This is a genomic window from Parachlamydia sp. (assembly GCF_050255895.1).
Lineage (GTDB): Bacteria > Chlamydiota > Chlamydiia > Chlamydiales > Parachlamydiaceae > Parachlamydia > Parachlamydia acanthamoebae.
This window is the reverse complement of sequence record NZ_JBFWIR010000017.1, coordinates 1-16,373: the sequence shown is the minus strand read 5'-3', so window position 1 is coordinate 16,373 and position 16,373 is coordinate 1. Positions and strand designations below refer to the sequence as shown.

Here is a 16,373-nt window from a genome sequence, read left to right as displayed (position 1 = left end):
ATTACAAAGGCTATAGCTTTCTTTATATGATAGATAAATCAGGACATATCTACGATAACACGGTAAACTTCTCTTCTGATTTTCAGAATCCCTATCCTTACGAAGACTACGCATATCCGAAAGTAACCATTGTTGTTCCTACATTTAACTGTGTGCACACCGTTTCTCTAACTTTAGATCATATTTTAAACCAGCTATACCCGCGTTTTGAAATTGTGGTGGTTGATGCGGGTTCTAAAGATCGAACTTTGGAAGTGATCAAAAATTATCGGGATGAGCGGATTAGGATTTTTTCAGTTTCAGGTTATCATCGCTATGAGATGCTGAATAAAGGGATTGCTCAGGCGGAAGGCGAGTATCTGAATTGTCTTTTTCCTGGTGATTTTTATTTAGGACGTGAAACCCTAAAATATATGATGATGCTTGCCTTAAACCACCAATCTCCTGATCTGGTTTTTTGTGGTACATTTCTTCGAAATGGCCGCTCGGAACCTAAGACGCTATTTCGACATCTAAATCTAAAGCTTTTGAAAATGGGGCAACAACCAACAAGCTTACAATCTTGTTGGTTCAAAACTGATACATTAAAAGTCTTAGGAAAATTCAATACCTCATACAAATTGAGAGGTGGCTATGAATTGTTGTGTCGCTTTATTTTAAATCGTCGTTTGAAGAGCATTTCAACTAATCGTGTGTTAACGGATTATGATTTACGTCTAGTGACACGTCGCATGGTTCTAACTCATTTTTATGAAACAATGAAAACCGTTTTTCATTATTTTGGCCTCTATGCAACTTTTCGATGGTTATGTAGACAAAAAGATATTCTGCGTTTTTTAAAGCTATGGTTGAGAAATGTGAGGGGGGCTTTTCTGGGTAACTAAGAAAGGAAAGATGGCAGTGATCTGCCATCTAAATCTAGATGAGATAAAAATTAAACTAGATCGTCGTCTTCGTCTTCATCTTCATCATTGTAAGAATAAGCGAGAAGTTGATCTTCTTCGTCTTCATTATCGGAAAATTTATCTTGTTTTGTTTTTCCACCGCAAGAGCATTTTGCTAAAGCATCTTCATCTTCATCATCATTCGCAGCTAGAAGATTTTGCTCTTCTTCGTCTTCGTTAGCAACGAGAAGGTTTTCTTCTTCTTCGTCATCGCTTGCAGCTAAAAGATTTTGCTCTTCTTCGTCTTCGTTAGCAACGAGAAGGTTTTCTTCGTCGTCGTCATCGCTTGCAGCTAGAAGATTTTGCTCTTCTTCGTCTTCTTCACTAGCAGCGAGTAGGTTTTTTTGTTCTTCTTCGTCTTCTTCACTAGCAACGAGTAGGTTTTGCTCTTCTTCTTCAGCTTGAAGATTTGCTAGCTCTTTGCCATGCTCTTCTTCATCATCGTGATGATAAATTGCTGTTGAAAACTTTTGAGCTTCTTCTTCTTCTTGCTTGGTATCGTTCGCATAGCTAGCACTAGCTGCAAAGATTGAAAGCATTGTGATTAAAAAAGTTTTTTTTAGCATAAGACACTCCTGTGTACAATTTAGTTACTTATCGTTTCAGTTTATATTTTCATGTAATTGAGTACTCTTGCATTTGAGTAAAACAACCCATCACAACAATAGAAAAGTACAAATTATATGGATGCAAGAGGTTTTCCGCAAGCTTGTCAAATTTTGCCCGCATTTCTCGTTGTCTACCACGTGCACTTCTGAAGTGTGCATTTTTTTATTTTCTAAATGTTGTTAATACTTGACATATTTCAACGATTGTTAGCGTTAAATTCTGGATTCAAAAGATTAATGCCTGTTTACTAAACAGGTTTTATAGAATGTAATCCACGAGTTGATGCCACAACTCGATCATTTTCTTATGCATGAACAATATCTAAGTGGCAAATAAGCGACAAGAAAAAAGCAAAATCTTTTTTGGTTTTAATTAAAAAAATAATGAAACTTTTTGATTCTCATATATCAAGCTGAAAAAATCAAAGCATTGAAGAATATGTGGGTATGTGATAAAATTTTTTCCTTTAGTTGACCGAATTTAAAATTTATCATGAGATTTAAAAGATGCATCAGTTTTTTGAAATGACAGAAGAAGAACTCAAGACTTTATTGACTTCTCTCGATCAAAAACCATTTCACGCCAAACAATTAATCGATTGGGTTTATGGAAAAGGAATTATTGATTGGAATGAAATGACTAATATTAGCACTGATCTAAAAAAATTACTTCAGTCGCAAATTTCACTATCACATCTACAGCTTGTACATGTAAAACCATCGGCTGATTTAGAAACATATAAATTTTTATGGCGATTAAAAGATAATAAACTTGTTGAATCTGTATTAATTTGCTCCGGAGATCGGCGTACTGTATGTGTGTCCTCGCAGGTGGGATGCCCTGCCAAATGTGCTTTTTGCGCATCTGGAAAACAAGGCTTTTTTCGCAACTTACGTCCGCATGAAATTGTTGAACAAGTTTTCCTCATCAACCAATGGCTGAAAGACAAAAATGAACGTGTTTCTCACGTTGTTTATATGGGAATGGGTGAGCCTCTCAAAAATTATGATCCAGTCATCAAGTCAATCCGTTTACTCAGCAACCCTGAACTTTTAAATCTTTCGCAAAGACGTATTACCGTTTCTACGGTGGGCATCGTTGAAGGAATCAAGCGTTTAAGTCGGGAAGAGCTCAAAGTAAGCCTGGTTTTATCCTTACATGCGCCTAATCAACATATTCGTCAAAAAATCATCCCTTATGCTCGTAAATATCCTTTAGACGCAATTATGGAAGCGATGGATGAGTATGCGAAACTGACAAAACGGGATATTACTTTTGAGTACACTCTAATTGCAGGGATCAATGACCATCCCGATCATGCCTTTGAATTAACGCATCTTTTGCATGGTAAAAGCCAATTTACCGTCAACTTGATTCCATACAACCCCGTTCCTGGCTTGAGATTGAAAAGACCTGAGAAAAAAGCGATTAAACAATTTCGCGCTGTTCTTTTTGGAGCGAAAGTTGTCAACACCTGTCGTTATACAAAAGGGGATGATATTGCCGCAGCATGTGGTCAGTTAGCATTGCAAGAGCTTGAGAAAGAAAAAATTGCCTAACTATTGAATTATTTAGTATAATAATAGTGTTGCAAGTGAAAACTTGGAGTGAAGGAGAAAAACGTGAATACGAATTTAAATTCTCCTGCTGGAGGAGATTCTCTTCGGCAATTTTACAATCAAGACAGCTCTCTTTATAAATCGCAAGATGAGCAAAAAGAACCAGTAGAAGAATTCTCTGAGGCAGAAATTGGACTATCTAGAGAAGATAGCAAAAATGAAGATTGTGAAATAGATCAACCTGCTCAAAATGTTGAGGAACAACTAGAAAATCAGAGCAAATCGACGCAGCTTGAACGCAATAAAGCAAAGACTAATGCAATCTTTTCCAAATACCTGACTAAAGATACAAAAAAAAATCTAGAAACGGAAGAAGAGCTTACACTCGAAATTCGCAACGAAAAACATTTGCGTGAGCAACGAGAAGCTAAAAAGCAAGAGTTCAAAAAACAATTAAAGAAAACCCATAAACATGGGGAACACTCTCAAAATTTAATGGATAAAACTAAACAAATCGACGCAAATCGGATAAATCCGCAAGCCTGATATGCCTTTTGATCCTAAAACTCTCTCTCTTTATCCAAATCATCCTGGTGTGTATTTAATGAAAAATCGCACCGGGATGATTTTATATGTCGGCAAAGCCAAAAATCTCCGCACCCGCATTCGACAATACTTTATGACAAGCGGTGACGGCCGCGAAATGATTCCTTTCCTTGTTCCCCAAATAGAATCCATTGAAACGATTAGCGTTACCTCTGAAAAAGAGGCTTTGTTGTTAGAAAGCCATCTAATCAAAAAGCACAAACCGAAATATAACGCCCTACTAAAAGATGATAAAAGTTATGTCGCTTTAAAGATTAATGTGAAAAATCCTTGGCCCATGCTTAGTCTGGAGCGTTACCGTGGTAAACCAAAAGCAGATGGTGTTTATTTTGGTCCCTATACGCACGCTGGGGCTGCACGGCGTACCCTGGATCTTCTCCATCGCCTTTTTCCTCTCCGTCAATGCTCAGACGCGGAATTTGCGCGCAGAACACGTCCCTGTATTCTTTATGACATGAAACGGTGTATTGCTCCGTGCGTACAAAAATGCACAAAAGAAGAGTATCAGATACAAGTGGACCGGACGATCAAGTTTTTGCGCGGGCAAAATAAAGAAATTCTACAAGAAATGTATCAGGAAATGGAAACTTATGCGGAGAATTTGGAATTTGAAAAAGCTGGTAAATCGTTAGATACCATACGTTATATTGAAAAAACGATCGAACCTCAGTATGTGGATAGTGTGTCAGGTAAAGACGCCGATGCTTTAGGTATTTATCGACAGGGTGAAGACGTGATGCTTTGTCAGTTGTTGTTTAGAGAGGGAAGGTTGACCTCTTCCCAAAGTTTCAATTTCACAAAAATAGCGGACGATGATGCCGAATTATTGACTTCTTTTGTCTTGCAGCACTACCAAAATCGAGATTTTTTACCTCATGAAATATTGCTTCCTATAGAAATAGAGGATGAAGTTGCTCTCACCGAACTTTTATCTGAAAATCGCGCCAGAAAAGTTCAAGTGTATGCTCCTAAAAGAGGGGGAAAAAGTGTTTTAATTGACATGGCTCAAGCGAATGCCGAAGCCTCTTTTAAGAAAGAAAAGAATGAGCAAACGCTGCGTGAAAATATTTTATTAGCCATACAAGAGCAGTTTCATTTAACCAATTATCCAAAAAGAATTGAATGCATTGATAATTCGCACATTGCTGGTACCGAGCACGTGTCTTCAGTCATTGTCTTTACCGATGGTAAAAAAGACACAAGAAATTATCGGACTTATACACTCAAGCAAGCCGGTCCTTCCGATGACTATGGGGCTATGCGGGAAGTGCTCACCCGTCGGTATGGAAAAGCTAAAGATGAAAATGATTTGCCTGATTTATTGATCATTGATGGGGGGAAGGGGCATCTCAATATTGCCCTTAAAGTCTTGGTCGAATTGGATATCATTTCTGTGAATGTGATAGGCATTGCGAAAGAGCAGGGGCGCCACGACCGAGGATTAACGCTAGAGCAGGTTTTCTTACCAAATGTGAAAGATCCTTTAATTCTAAAAGTGACCTCTCCCATTCTCTTTATTTTGCAACAGATACGAGATGAAGCCCACAGATTCGTCATTAAGTTTCATCGTAAGCGTATGCAAAAGCGAACCATTAAAAGTATTCTCGATGATGTGCCAGGAATAGGACCTGCCAAAAAGAAGGCTCTTTTGAAGCATTTTGGCAGCATAAAAAAAATAAAAGAAGCTTCCGATGAAGAGCTCAAAAAAATGAAAGGAATCAGTGAAGGGAATATTGTGCAACTACGCCAATTTTTCGCCGTTAAGGCTAACGATGATCCTCAATGAAAGTATCAATAGCATGTAAGGCATTATTGAAATTTTCCTGCCTTAGACTGTCAATTTTAGCTTTCCAAGAACTGACAGCCTTTAAATCTTGAAATTCGGGACAATTGATACGCTTAAGTTGATCAAGATTGTCTAAAAATGGTGCCATTTGATCATATAAATTTTTTCGTAAAGCCTCTTTTTTCTCGGGATTGCCATCCAAAAATTCAATAGCCTGTATTTTGTATTCATTTAAAATTTGAAGATCGCGTTCGATAATTTGATTGGACGCTAAAACGATGTGATCGATGACCGCTTTTAAAACTTCCTCTTTATCTTTTGCTTTCGTGTATAGCTGAACCCATAGTTTTGCTTGCTCGATCCACTTCATATACCGTTGTACAGTTTTTTCATGAACAGCAGGAAGAGAGGCATTTTGTGTGATATGGTGCAGTTGCTGAATACTGCGAAGCATTGGATCAATCACTTCAAAAACAAGTGGCTGTAAATCTAAATCTACCCCTGCCTTGATCTTTTCCAATTCTTCTCGAATTTGCGTGCTATTCCAATGCAGCTCTTGAATTCTTCCTTGCAAGGGATTTTGATTTGGCTCACTAAAAATTTTACGTTTGAGTTTAGAAAATAATTTCGAAACAAATGAAGATGAATTTGTTTTAGAAGGGTGAATATGGACTTCAAGTTTTTGATAAAATAATTTATCAGGGGGATGTTTAGTCATTGTGCCCTCTAATAAAGCTTTCTTTTATTTTATACTAAAAATGTATTAATTTCAATATTAAGTTAAACTAATATTTTAATTATTTCTTTCGGTAAGGAGACCAAAAGAGGAGAAGAATTCCCATAGAAAGGATGATTGCACCAGGATAAGTTAAAATATACTTAGCGGGGTCATAATTAACGACAATTTGTACGCGCTTAGCTGAATTCTCTGTAGCGGGAGTCATATTTGCTAAGTAAAAGCGATATCCGTCCCAAGTCTCATAAACTCGATTCATACTTAAAGTTGTTTCAACTTGTGATCCTCTTTTTTGGTCCAAAATTAAAAGGTCGCTCTCAAAACTGTAGGTTTGGGAAGACTGGGCATATTGAATTTGTCGGGCGTTTTTCAAACGCAAGTGATAAGGGATTTCCTCTTTATTAGTCTCGAAAGAAATCACATAGTCACCCCCCAAAACGGGTTGCCGCAAATGTGTCCCATGTGGCTTGAAAGACATAACTTGTGTTTCTTCCATTTTGCCATCTTTGACGAGTAGTTTAATAATCGGAATATTGGCTTCCAATTTTTCTAAGGAAGGCAAAGCTTGATAGCTATATGTCAAAGGACATTCGATCGTGACAGGAGAAGAGGTTTCCAGATCCATCTGCATTTTCTCACTTGAATAGGTCGTTTCACAAACAGGCAGAGGCAATGTAAGAGCAATTAATTGGAGGATCTCTTCTTTTGTTAGCTGATCTTCATTCCCCCGCTTAAAAAAGAAAGGAACAAGAGTTTGACAAGATTTTTGCAAAGTTAACCATTCTTGATCATCTTCCGCAAGATTTGTAATGAGTTCAGAAAAATTTGGTTGATTAGAAGCTTCTAATCGTTCTTGTAATAGGGATTCTAAAAATTGAGAGGCAAAGTAACTTTGACAAATATCGGCAAGAGATTCTTGATTCTGAACATTTTGCAGATGACTGAGATGAAGAGAGTAAATTCTGAAATAGGCAGATAATAAAGCTGCATCTGGAAGGGGCTTGGATAAATTTTGCGTATCAATCGCAGGAAGATCTGTCGAAAGTGCATAAATCTGTTGGGTGAAATCGGTCATAAAAGCAGGAAATTGTTTTTCTACTAATTTAGGGACTGGATAGGGCCATCCCTTTTCCTTTAAATAAATAGACAGATCTTCTCCAGCCCAAAGCTTGGATTCGATTTCTTGGGAAAGTAGAGCGATCCAGTGACAAGCTTTAAGATCAATCGGAGAGAGAGTACTCCAGTCCAAAGATGTTAGCAAAGCATTCAGTTTGTCTGGCAAATTGTCTGAAGACGACAACACCCAGCCTCCTTGTTTATCCCACTCATGCAAAAAGAGTAAAAAGGAGGAGACAAAATCTTTCTGAACCTTTTGGCATGTCTTCGAGAGCAATTGAACGGGTGGTGGTAAAAGAGAGGCGCTTTTAAGCATTTGTCGCAATTGCATAGCTAAGCCCTGCAGGCGAGCCGCTTCTTTTTCTTTTCGTGTATTGGGTAGGTTTGAAAAAGGAATTGTTGCTGTCGCAAAATAGCCTCCAAATCCTTGGTCATAAATGACAACTTTGTCTAAAGCCCCATTTTTAAAAAATTGCGAATGAACTTCACCATTTGAATCAAATGCAAGTAAATAAACATCTCCTTCCTCATTTTCTATGAAAGCTAAACTGGGAGAACAAACTAAATCCAGAGATACAGGGGCCTTACCCATTTGTGTGACAAGCTCATTTTGATTAAAAATAGCTTGATCACCGGTAAGTTGTGTTTTAATTTTGAAGTTTTTATTGTGCTTTCCTTCTAACAGAATATGGGGATTTTGAAATCCTGCAAGAGTTGAAAAATTAAAGTCTAAAGAAAGGGTTGCCTTCCCATTTTTCCAAGTCATGGGTATTTCAAGAGCTGTTTTTAAGGGCATATGGCATAGCAGCTGATCATTTGTCGTGTCACTGATTGCTACCTCGGTCATATGAAGAAAAAGCTCTTTTGCCAGTTCTTCAACATATGGAGTACGGAATGCATAAATCCGCCATGGGAAAGAGCGTGGGTGATGCAATTTAACCTGTGAACTATAAGGAAGGGGTGAATCTTTGCCTTCCCAAAGATAAATGGGAAATGGTTTCAAACCCGCTATTCTGCCTTGGCTTTGATCGATCCATGTATGGGCTTTTTCAACCGAATGAGGGGCATAGCTTAAAAGCTCAACAGAGATTTCTGGAAATGCTTTTGATTCAGGAGCATGAAGAGTGAGATTTCCTAAGGGGGATGATCTAAGTGCATAGTTTTCTGTCAGAGGGGAGTCTTTTTTTTCTAAATGAACAATCGGATTGTCAAGAGAGAAAAAGGAGTGGCTACCGCTGCCTTCGACAATTTCGAGTGAACCTTGGACCCCATACATATTTTTGATAAACACACCTGCTATAATCATTAACAAGCCTACGTGCGTAATTAAAAAAGGAATATGCTTCCATTTAAATGGCCAGCGATTAAGGGCAGAAACAAGAATATTGATAAAAAAAGCGATCAGCAAAAATTTAAAGACCGGATTTTGGTAAACAAATTGCGCCGCAGAACGGTGAGAATCTGTTAGGGATTCAATCCAAGTTCCTGCCACGATGAAACAAGCAGAGATGGCAATCAAAGTGACAGCAAATTGAATGCTTCCTAAAAATCGGTAAAAGGTTTTGATCAATTTCTTCATTGTCTAGGTAGCTCTTTAATGAGTTCAAAACTATTTGCAAATGCTTCGATTTCAGTTTGATGTTGCTCAACGAATTCCTTAGGTCCTAAAGCCTTAATCGTGTAGTCAGCCAAAGCCTGCTTGAAGTAGGGATCAGGAGAAATCAACAATTTTTGTTGAACATTTAAAAAATGGTCTCGAGCCAATTGCATACACCAGCCAAGCATTTTGACCTGTTCTCCTTTTATCTGTCCGCTTCCTTCGAAATAAAGGCCGACGAATCCTCCCCATGATTGAGGTTGCGTATGTTGATGCAAAGGATTTAACTGCTCAAATTGTTTTTTCCAGCGAGAAATTTGAGCCAAAGGTGGAACTCGGCTTTCTAGTGATGCATTCGGAAAATTATGTACCGTAACACGCACTTCATTTTGTTCCTCTCGAATAAAAAACTCGCAAATGGGTAAAGTACTATCTTGAAGAGATTGAGTGTGGAGCGCATCTTTTCGAATCCATGACAAGGGGACTTTGGCTTGGTAAACAGGAAAGCGGGTCGGTGGGTTTCCATCTTCTCTCCCCCCAATTTCTTGGGTTTGTCGCGGGTCGGAAGGTGGGGGCGTATTGCATCCCCACAGAAAAAAGCATAACAGAATGAAAATCAATCGCGAAGTCATAGATATTTCCTACAATTTAGTCATCTATCTTAATCATTGCAGTTATTCTTCCAAATAAATTTTTTCTGAGTTAAACAAGAATTAACGCTATGTGCAAAAAAATGGTGATAAGGATTGCCTTTTTCTCTGCCATCATTTTTTAATACATAACTTGAGTGGTGATCTATAAAGAGGTTTTCGAAATGACGTCCTATAATGCTTTAATTCAATCAGGCTTTGCTAATTTAGCTTTGATCGACGAAATGTATGCAAAATTTCAGGCAGATCCTCACAGTGTGGATTCCTCCTGGCGTCATTTGTTTGAAGAGGCTAAACCGGGAGCGACTCAAACCTTTCCCTCAGATAGAAGAGGGATCGATCAGATGCTTATCGATCAAGTCGCAGCTGGTGGAGTGCGCATCTACCACTTAATTGAGGCCTATCGGACATATGGGCATTACATGGCTAAAGTTAATCCAATCGCTACAGCTCCGATCGAGGAACCGTGGCAGCTCAAGCTAGAGACTTTAGGTTTTACTCCAGAAGAACTGTCTCATCGTTTTCCCACTTGTGGACTTTTGAATGAAGCCTCTGCAACCCTTCAGGAATTGATTAACTGCTTACGCGAGATTTACTGTGAAAACATCGGGATTGAATACATGGGATTGGAAAATCCTGACATGGAAAAGTGGTTGCAAAATCACATTGAGCCCACACGCTTTAAAATTGAGCTGACATTTGAGCAAAAGCGCTTGATTCTGCAGCATTTAAATAAGTCGGAATTATTTGAACTCTTTCTGCACACAAAGTATACAGGACAAAAAAGATTTTCCTTAGAGGGTGGAGAGACTCTTATTCCAATCCTAGATGCGATTATTGAGAAAGGAAGCCAAGAAGGGGTGGAAGAGTTTGTATTGGGTATGGCTCATCGAGGACGTTTAAATGTTCTCAGTAATATTTTGGACAAATCTTATGCCGATATTTTTTCAGAATTTGATGAAGGATATATTCCAGACTCTTTTGAAGGGAGTGGAGATGTTAAATATCACAAAGGCTTCTCTTCCAATGTGCAAACAGCTACTGGGCATAAAGTGCGTGTGGAGATGCCCCCCAATCCGAGCCATTTAGAATCGGTCGATGCGGTAGTGGAAGGGGAAGTTTATGCTCGTCAAATCCTCGCTGGCGATCATGAAACAAAGAAAAAAGTGCTCCCTATTTTGGTACATGGGGATGCAGCTATTTCTGGGCAAGGAGTTTGTTATGAAACTATGCAAATGTATGATTTGCCAGGCTATTCGACTGGCGGAACAATCCATGTCGTGATTAACAATCAAATCGGATTTACCACGTTGCCGCGTGACTCTCGCTCAACTCATTATTGTACAGACATTGCACGGACATTTCGTGCGCCTGTTTTTCATGTGAATGCGGAAGATCCCGAGGCGTGTGTGTACGCGACTCTTTTAGCTGTGCAGTTAAGGCAAAAATATCGATGTGATGTATTTATTGATTTAAACTGCTATCGCAAATTTGGCCACAATGAAACTGATGAACCTGCGTATACTCAGCCGTATCAATACCAACTGATTCGGCAAAAAAAGCCTATTCGAGAGCTATATCGAGACAATTTGATTCACCAAGGGATTCTAGAAAAACAAATGGCTGAATCTTTAGAACACGAGTTTAAAGAGTCGTTACAAAAAGCTTTGCAAGAAACGAAAATACCGACTGAAAAAGTCAAGAAAGTTAAATCCGAAGATGCAGATGAGTTGTTTGTCACTTATCCGACGGGTGTTCCACAAGATACTTTAGTAGAAGTAACGGAAAAGCTCAGCACAATTCCGCCCGATTTTCATATTCACCGAAAGCTCGAAAATTTGATTCAAGATCGTCGTCAGATGGGAATCGGTCAAAAGTCTGTTGATTGGGGAATGGCCGAAACACTTGCTTACGGTACTCTGCTATGGGATGGTGTGAGTGTCAGAATTTCTGGGCAGGATGTTTGCCGAGGAACTTTCAGTCATCGTCACGCTATGTGGGTTGATCAACAGACGGATCAGCCCTATTTTCCGCTTCAACATTTAAAGGAGAAACAAGGTCGCTTTAATATCTACAACTCGCCACTTTCTGAATATGCTGTTTTAGCTTTTGAATATGGGTATAGCATTGGAAATCCGAAGGCTTTGGTGATTTGGGAGGCACAATTTGGAGATTTTGCGAATGGTGCGCAAATTGTGATCGATCAATACATTTCTGCCGCAGAAGAAAAATGGGGCCAGAAAGTGGGCTTGGTTATGCTTTTACCACATGGCTATGAAGGTCAAGGACCCGAACATTCCTCTGCACGTATCGAAAGATTTTTGACCCTCGCGGGGGATTGCAACATGCAAATTGTCAATCCGACGACGCCTGCTCAATTCTTCCATCTCTTACGTCGGCAAACGATGCTTGCTTCCTTAAAGCCTCTGGTGGTTTTTACTCCAAAGGGGCTCTTACGCCATCCTGCTGCTCAGAATCCCATCCAAGATTTTGTGAATGGCTCTTTCCAAGACATCTATGATGATCCTCGCGCATCAAAGAAAGTGAAAACGCTTCTGTTTTGTAGTGGACGCTTTTACTATGATCTCGATGAAGAGCGCAAAAAACAAGGGGTGGAGGACATGGTAATTGTACGCATCGAGCAGCTGTATCCCCTCAACGTGAAGAAATTATTAGAGATTATAAAAAAATATGAAGGGTTTAGCCGCTGTGCTTGGGTACAAGAAGAGCCTCGCAATATGGGAGCTTGGAACTTTATTCGACCAAAATTGCGAGAAATTCTTCCCTCAACTCTCGAATTAGAGTATATAGGAAGAGCTTGTAAAGCTTCCCCAGCCGTTGGATCATACGCTTTGCATAAACAAGAACATGCCGAAATCATCCAAGCCATCTTTGGAAAGAAGGCAAAGTAAAACAAAGGCACACAAAAAAATGAAAGAGGAAATCAAAGTCCCTGCAATGGGAGAATCGATTACTGAAGCAACTGTGGGAACCTTAATCAAACCGTCTGGTTCAACAGTTCAAGTTGATGATGAAATTTTGGAATTGGAAACTGACAAGGTCAATCAGGTTCTTTATGCTAAAGCATCTGGAGTGTTAACTTTGCAGGTCAAACCAGGAGAGACAGTTACAATTGGTCAGGTCGTCGGCTTTGTAGATACAGAAGCAAAAGCAACACAAGGCTCAGCGTCAGAACCTCAAGCTACTGTTCCAAAAACCGAAGAAAAAGCTCAAGCCAAACCGCAAGAAGCTCCACAGCCTTCACAGGGCATTCGGTATGGAAAAGAGGCGTTTTTAGAGGATGTGGTAAAACCTGAACAAAAAGATTTTCCACAATCTGTGCCTGTGGGAAAAACACGTGAACAAGAAATTCCACAGCTAGAAGAAGAGGCTCCCCCTCCTAAAAAAATGGAAGGGCGCGAAACGCGACGTAAAATGTCTCAGATACGCAAAGTGATTGCGAATCGATTGGTAGAAGCTCAACAAACCACAGCCATGCTAACAACCTTTAATGAGATCGATTTTTCAGCTATCATGGCTGCTCGAGAGAAATACAAAGATGCTTTTCTAAAAAAACATGGTGTGAAATTAGGCTTTATGTCTTTTTTTGTTAAGGCTGTGGTATCTGCTCTAAGAGAAGTCCCCGATTTGAATTCCTATATTGATGGAAATGAGATCGTCCATCGCGAATATTTTGATATTGGAATTGCGGTCGGAACAGATCGTGGCTTAATCGTGCCCGTTTTACGTAATTGTGAACAACTTTCTTTTGCAGAAGTTGAAAAAGATATCGAAGCTTATGCCAAAAAAGCCCGCGAAGGTCGACTCGCTGTGGATGATTTGCAAGGGGGAGGTTTTACTATTACCAATGGCGGGATTTATGGTTCTCTTCTCTCCACGCCTATCCTCAATCCTCCGCAGTGTGGCATTTTAGGGATGCATAAAATAGAAAAAAGAGCGGTTGTTGTGGATGATCAGATTGTGATTCGGCCCATGATGTATGTAGCTTTAAGCTATGATCATCGCATCGTCGATGGAAAAGAAGCCGTGACCTTTTTAGTGCATGTCAAAAATGCCTTGGAAGATCCCTCAAGACTATTAATTGAGGTGTAACATGAACGGTAATACCTCATTTGATGTTGTTGTCATTGGTAGCGGACCTGGCGGTTATGTAGCAGCTATTCGCGCTGCTCAGTTGGGTTTTAAAACGGCTTGTATTGAAAAAGACTCTACTTTAGGAGGTACTTGCCTAAATGTCGGGTGTATTCCTTCTAAAGCCCTACTCTATTCTTCGGAGATGTTTCATTTTTTACAAAAAGATGGGAAAACACACGGAATTGAAATTTCTGATTTGCGTGTCGAATTTTCTCAAATGATGAAACGTAAGCAAGAGGTAGTGACAGGCTTCACGCAGGGCGTCGCGGGTCTTTTCAAAAAAAATAATGTGGAAAGAATCACGGGCATAGCGCGTTTGCTTTCTCCCAATGAAATTGAAGTCACAAAAGATGGTCAAACTCAAAAGATTCAGGCTAGATACACAATTTTAGCCACAGGATCAGAGCCAATTGCATTGCCATTTCTTCCTTTTGATGAAAAGATTGTGCTCTCTTCTACGGGAGCTCTCAGCCTGCCAAAAATTCCTAAAAAATTGATTGTGGTAGGTGCGGGAGTCATCGGAGTTGAATTAGCCTCAGTCTATTCGCGCCTTGGTACACAAGTTGTGGTTGTTGAGATGCTCGATTATATTTGCCCCATGATGGACCAAACCATTCGCAAAACTTTATTGCAGACTTTAAAAAAGCAAGGGCTTGAATTTTACTTAGGTGCCAAAGTCACAGGTGCAGAGGTTGGTAAAGAGCAAGTTGCTGTCTATGTCGAGCATGAAGGCAAAAAACTGACGTTTGATGCGGACAATGTACTCGTGGCCGTTGGACGTCGTCCCTATAGCAAAGGGTTAGGATTGCAGGACGTTGGTGTCCAAGTTTCTCCTAGAGGATTCGTGGAAGTCAATCAGGATTTACAAACGAACATTCCTTCTATCTATGCGATAGGAGATCTCATTGACGGGGCTATGCTTGCACATCGCGCATCCGAAGAAGGAATAGCAGCTGTGGAAAAGCTAGCTGGTTTACATCCTCATGTGAACTATATGGCTATTCCTAATGTGATTTATACGCATCCGGAGGTTGCTGCGGTAGGATTAACTGAGCAAGAAGCAAAAGATGCGCAATTAAAATTGCAAATAGGAAGCTGCCTTTTCAAAGCCAATTCACGAGCGCGATGCATTGGCGATACGGATGGATTGGTCAAGATCATCGGAGAAGCCAATACAGGACGTTTAATCGGAATGCATATTATTGGTCCTAACGCCTCGGAGATGATTGGTGAGGGCGTGATCGCGATTGAGAAAAAAGCCACCATTTCTGACATCGCCTATGCTTCTCATGCTCACCCGACATTGAGTGAGGCAATCAAAGAAGCGGCATTAAATGCCCTGGGACATGCCATTCATTTTTAGATCAAAAGGTGAGAAGGTGGGAATTTCCGACCTTCTCAATCAAAGTCCATTCAATCATTTATTTAATACAGAGACACATGATCGAGTTAACTACCGTTTATTTAAACCCAGCTGATTCCATTTTGACAGAGCCTCATATTCCAGAAAAATATCTCATAAGAGGAGAGCTAGGGCCTGAAGAAATTTCTTTGATCAAAAAAAGCGTGATCGAAGCTAAAAAACGTGTTTTAGAAAAAGTGAGAAGAAAATTAGGTGAGATCAAAATAAGTGATATTCAAGTGACATTCAGTGCCAAAATGAGTTCTGACTCGAGCTTTAATCAAAAAGTTTCAGAGCGATATGCTCTTCAATTGGCATATGAGCTCAATAAGGTTGCAGAGAAAGTTGAAAAATTAAGGCCTGAAATTAATTGGAGAAAAAAAAACGGTGAAATTCTCCCTACATGGTTGGGCATTAATCAGGTGACCCAGCGAGAGGTATCCGTATGGACAGAATGGCGATTTGCTCTTAATTGTGCCGATTGCACTCCAGATTCTGGAGAAAAGGCCTATGCAAAAGCTTTAAGAGCTGAATTGATGGAAGACTCAAAAATTGTGCTAAAAGAGGGTTTTGTAGGATAAGTCGACTAAAGAGAGACTTATCCTAAAATTTTTATGAAAAATTTGTAAGCTCATCGGCTTTGAAACACAACTGAGCTTACAATGTCCCAATACAAAGCACGGAACTGGTCGTAGTATACCGAATCCCTGAAAAATCATGATAAACTTTCTCTTTGGATTAATGAAGATGCTATTGAAAGATGGCGATCTCGGAAAGATCCCCATTTCTTAGACTCTCCTCAATAATACTCTAATGATGCTATTGAAGGTTGTTTATAGCCTCCCTTATCGCTAGTTAATTGGATTTGTTGAATCTATTTTATCTCCATGGAATTGGAGTTGAAGATTCCTCATTTTACTACAGTAGCTGCCAGAGCAAAGCTATTGGGTAAATATTTCAAGAGATTATCGAAAGAATCTCTCACAGACCTAGTGTTTGATAGTTAAAATCTATTATGGAGAGGCGAATGGAAGGTAAGACAACATGGTAAGCAAAAAAGAAGGCGATGGAAGAAGTTCCATATACGAGTGTGCACTCAATAGAAACAGCAGATTGTGAAGTGGGTCCAAAGCTTTTGAAGAAAGCTCCCAGATCTGTTAAGAGAACGGTTGGGGATGGGGCTTACGATACATTGGATTGTTATAAAATGGCT

General features: G+C 39.6%; 12 protein-coding genes. 8 read left to right on the top strand and 4 right to left on the bottom strand.

Annotated elements, in window-relative coordinates; all coding sequences use genetic code 11:
• Nucleotides 1–26: 26 nt before the first annotated feature.
• Nucleotides 27–884 carry a glycosyltransferase gene (locus tag AB7E63_RS04290; RefSeq protein ID WP_013924833.1) on the top strand — a complete coding sequence of 286 codons (858 nt, stop codon included), beginning with the start codon at nucleotides 27–29 and terminating at the stop codon, nucleotides 882–884.
• 50 nt (nucleotides 885–934) lie between these two features.
• On the opposite strand, the gene AB7E63_RS04285 is transcribed toward AB7E63_RS04290, so the two are convergent.
• Complete coding sequence (locus AB7E63_RS04285) at nucleotides 935–1,510, bottom strand: hypothetical protein (RefSeq protein WP_006340973.1); 576 nt, start codon at nucleotides 1,508–1,510, stop codon at nucleotides 935–937.
• 549 nt (nucleotides 1,511–2,059) lie between these two features.
• On the opposite strand from AB7E63_RS04285, the gene rlmN reads away from it, so the two are divergent.
• The 3 genes from rlmN (at nucleotide 2,060) to uvrC (ending at nucleotide 5,504) form a co-directional block, all read left to right on the top strand.
• Nucleotides 2,060–3,112: a 23S rRNA (adenine(2503)-C(2))-methyltransferase RlmN gene (gene rlmN / locus AB7E63_RS04280; RefSeq protein WP_006340971.1), complete on the top strand. Its 1,053-nt coding sequence runs from the start codon at nucleotides 2,060–2,062 to the stop codon at nucleotides 3,110–3,112.
• Nucleotides 3,113–3,175: 63 nt separating this feature from the next.
• On the top strand, nucleotides 3,176–3,658 hold the full coding sequence (locus AB7E63_RS04275; RefSeq protein WP_013924834.1) for a hypothetical protein: 483 nt from the start codon (nucleotides 3,176–3,178) through the stop codon (nucleotides 3,656–3,658).
• 1 nt (nucleotide 3,659) lies between these two features.
• Nucleotides 3,660–5,504 (top strand): excinuclease ABC subunit UvrC, encoded by a 1,845-nt coding sequence (gene uvrC / locus AB7E63_RS04270; RefSeq protein WP_006340969.1) that lies wholly within the window; start codon nucleotides 3,660–3,662, stop codon nucleotides 5,502–5,504.
• Here uvrC and AB7E63_RS04265 read toward each other — a convergent pair.
• The 3 genes from AB7E63_RS04265 to AB7E63_RS04255 all read right to left on the bottom strand — a co-directional run bounded on the left by AB7E63_RS04265 (nucleotide 5,485) and on the right by AB7E63_RS04255 (nucleotide 9,585).
• Nucleotides 5,485–6,222: a hypothetical protein gene (locus AB7E63_RS04265; RefSeq protein ID WP_006340968.1), complete on the bottom strand. Its 738-nt coding sequence runs from the start codon at nucleotides 6,220–6,222 to the stop codon at nucleotides 5,485–5,487. The genes uvrC and AB7E63_RS04265 overlap by 20 nt on opposite strands.
• 79 nt (nucleotides 6,223–6,301) lie before the next feature.
• The gene (locus tag AB7E63_RS04260) at nucleotides 6,302–8,935 is read right to left on the bottom strand and encodes a hypothetical protein (RefSeq protein ID WP_013924835.1); all 2,634 of its coding nucleotides are present in this window, start codon (nucleotides 8,933–8,935) and stop codon (nucleotides 6,302–6,304) included.
• Nucleotides 8,932–9,585 (bottom strand): hypothetical protein, encoded by a 654-nt coding sequence (locus tag AB7E63_RS04255; protein WP_006340965.1) that lies wholly within the window; start codon nucleotides 9,583–9,585, stop codon nucleotides 8,932–8,934. The genes AB7E63_RS04260 and AB7E63_RS04255 overlap by 4 nt, the downstream gene beginning before the upstream one ends.
• Before the next feature lie 182 nt (nucleotides 9,586–9,767).
• Between AB7E63_RS04255 and AB7E63_RS04250 the strand changes: the two genes are divergently transcribed.
• The 4 genes from AB7E63_RS04250 (at nucleotide 9,768) to AB7E63_RS04235 (ending at nucleotide 15,741) form a co-directional block, all read left to right on the top strand.
• Nucleotides 9,768–12,515: a 2-oxoglutarate dehydrogenase E1 component gene (locus AB7E63_RS04250; protein WP_050784557.1), complete on the top strand. Its 2,748-nt coding sequence runs from the start codon at nucleotides 9,768–9,770 to the stop codon at nucleotides 12,513–12,515.
• 19 nt (nucleotides 12,516–12,534) lie between these two features.
• Complete coding sequence (gene odhB, locus AB7E63_RS04245) at nucleotides 12,535–13,716, top strand: 2-oxoglutarate dehydrogenase complex dihydrolipoyllysine-residue succinyltransferase (RefSeq protein WP_006340963.1); 1,182 nt, start codon at nucleotides 12,535–12,537, stop codon at nucleotides 13,714–13,716.
• Nucleotide 13,717: 1 nt separating this feature from the next.
• Nucleotides 13,718–15,121 carry a dihydrolipoyl dehydrogenase gene (lpdA, locus tag AB7E63_RS04240; RefSeq protein WP_006340962.1) on the top strand — a complete coding sequence of 468 codons (1,404 nt, stop codon included), beginning with the start codon at nucleotides 13,718–13,720 and terminating at the stop codon, nucleotides 15,119–15,121.
• A 77-nt stretch (nucleotides 15,122–15,198) separates the two neighbouring features.
• Nucleotides 15,199–15,741, top strand: coding sequence for a hypothetical protein (locus AB7E63_RS04235; RefSeq protein ID WP_006340961.1), 543 nt, complete (start codon nucleotides 15,199–15,201; stop codon nucleotides 15,739–15,741).
• Nucleotides 15,742–16,373: the final 632 nt, after the last annotated feature.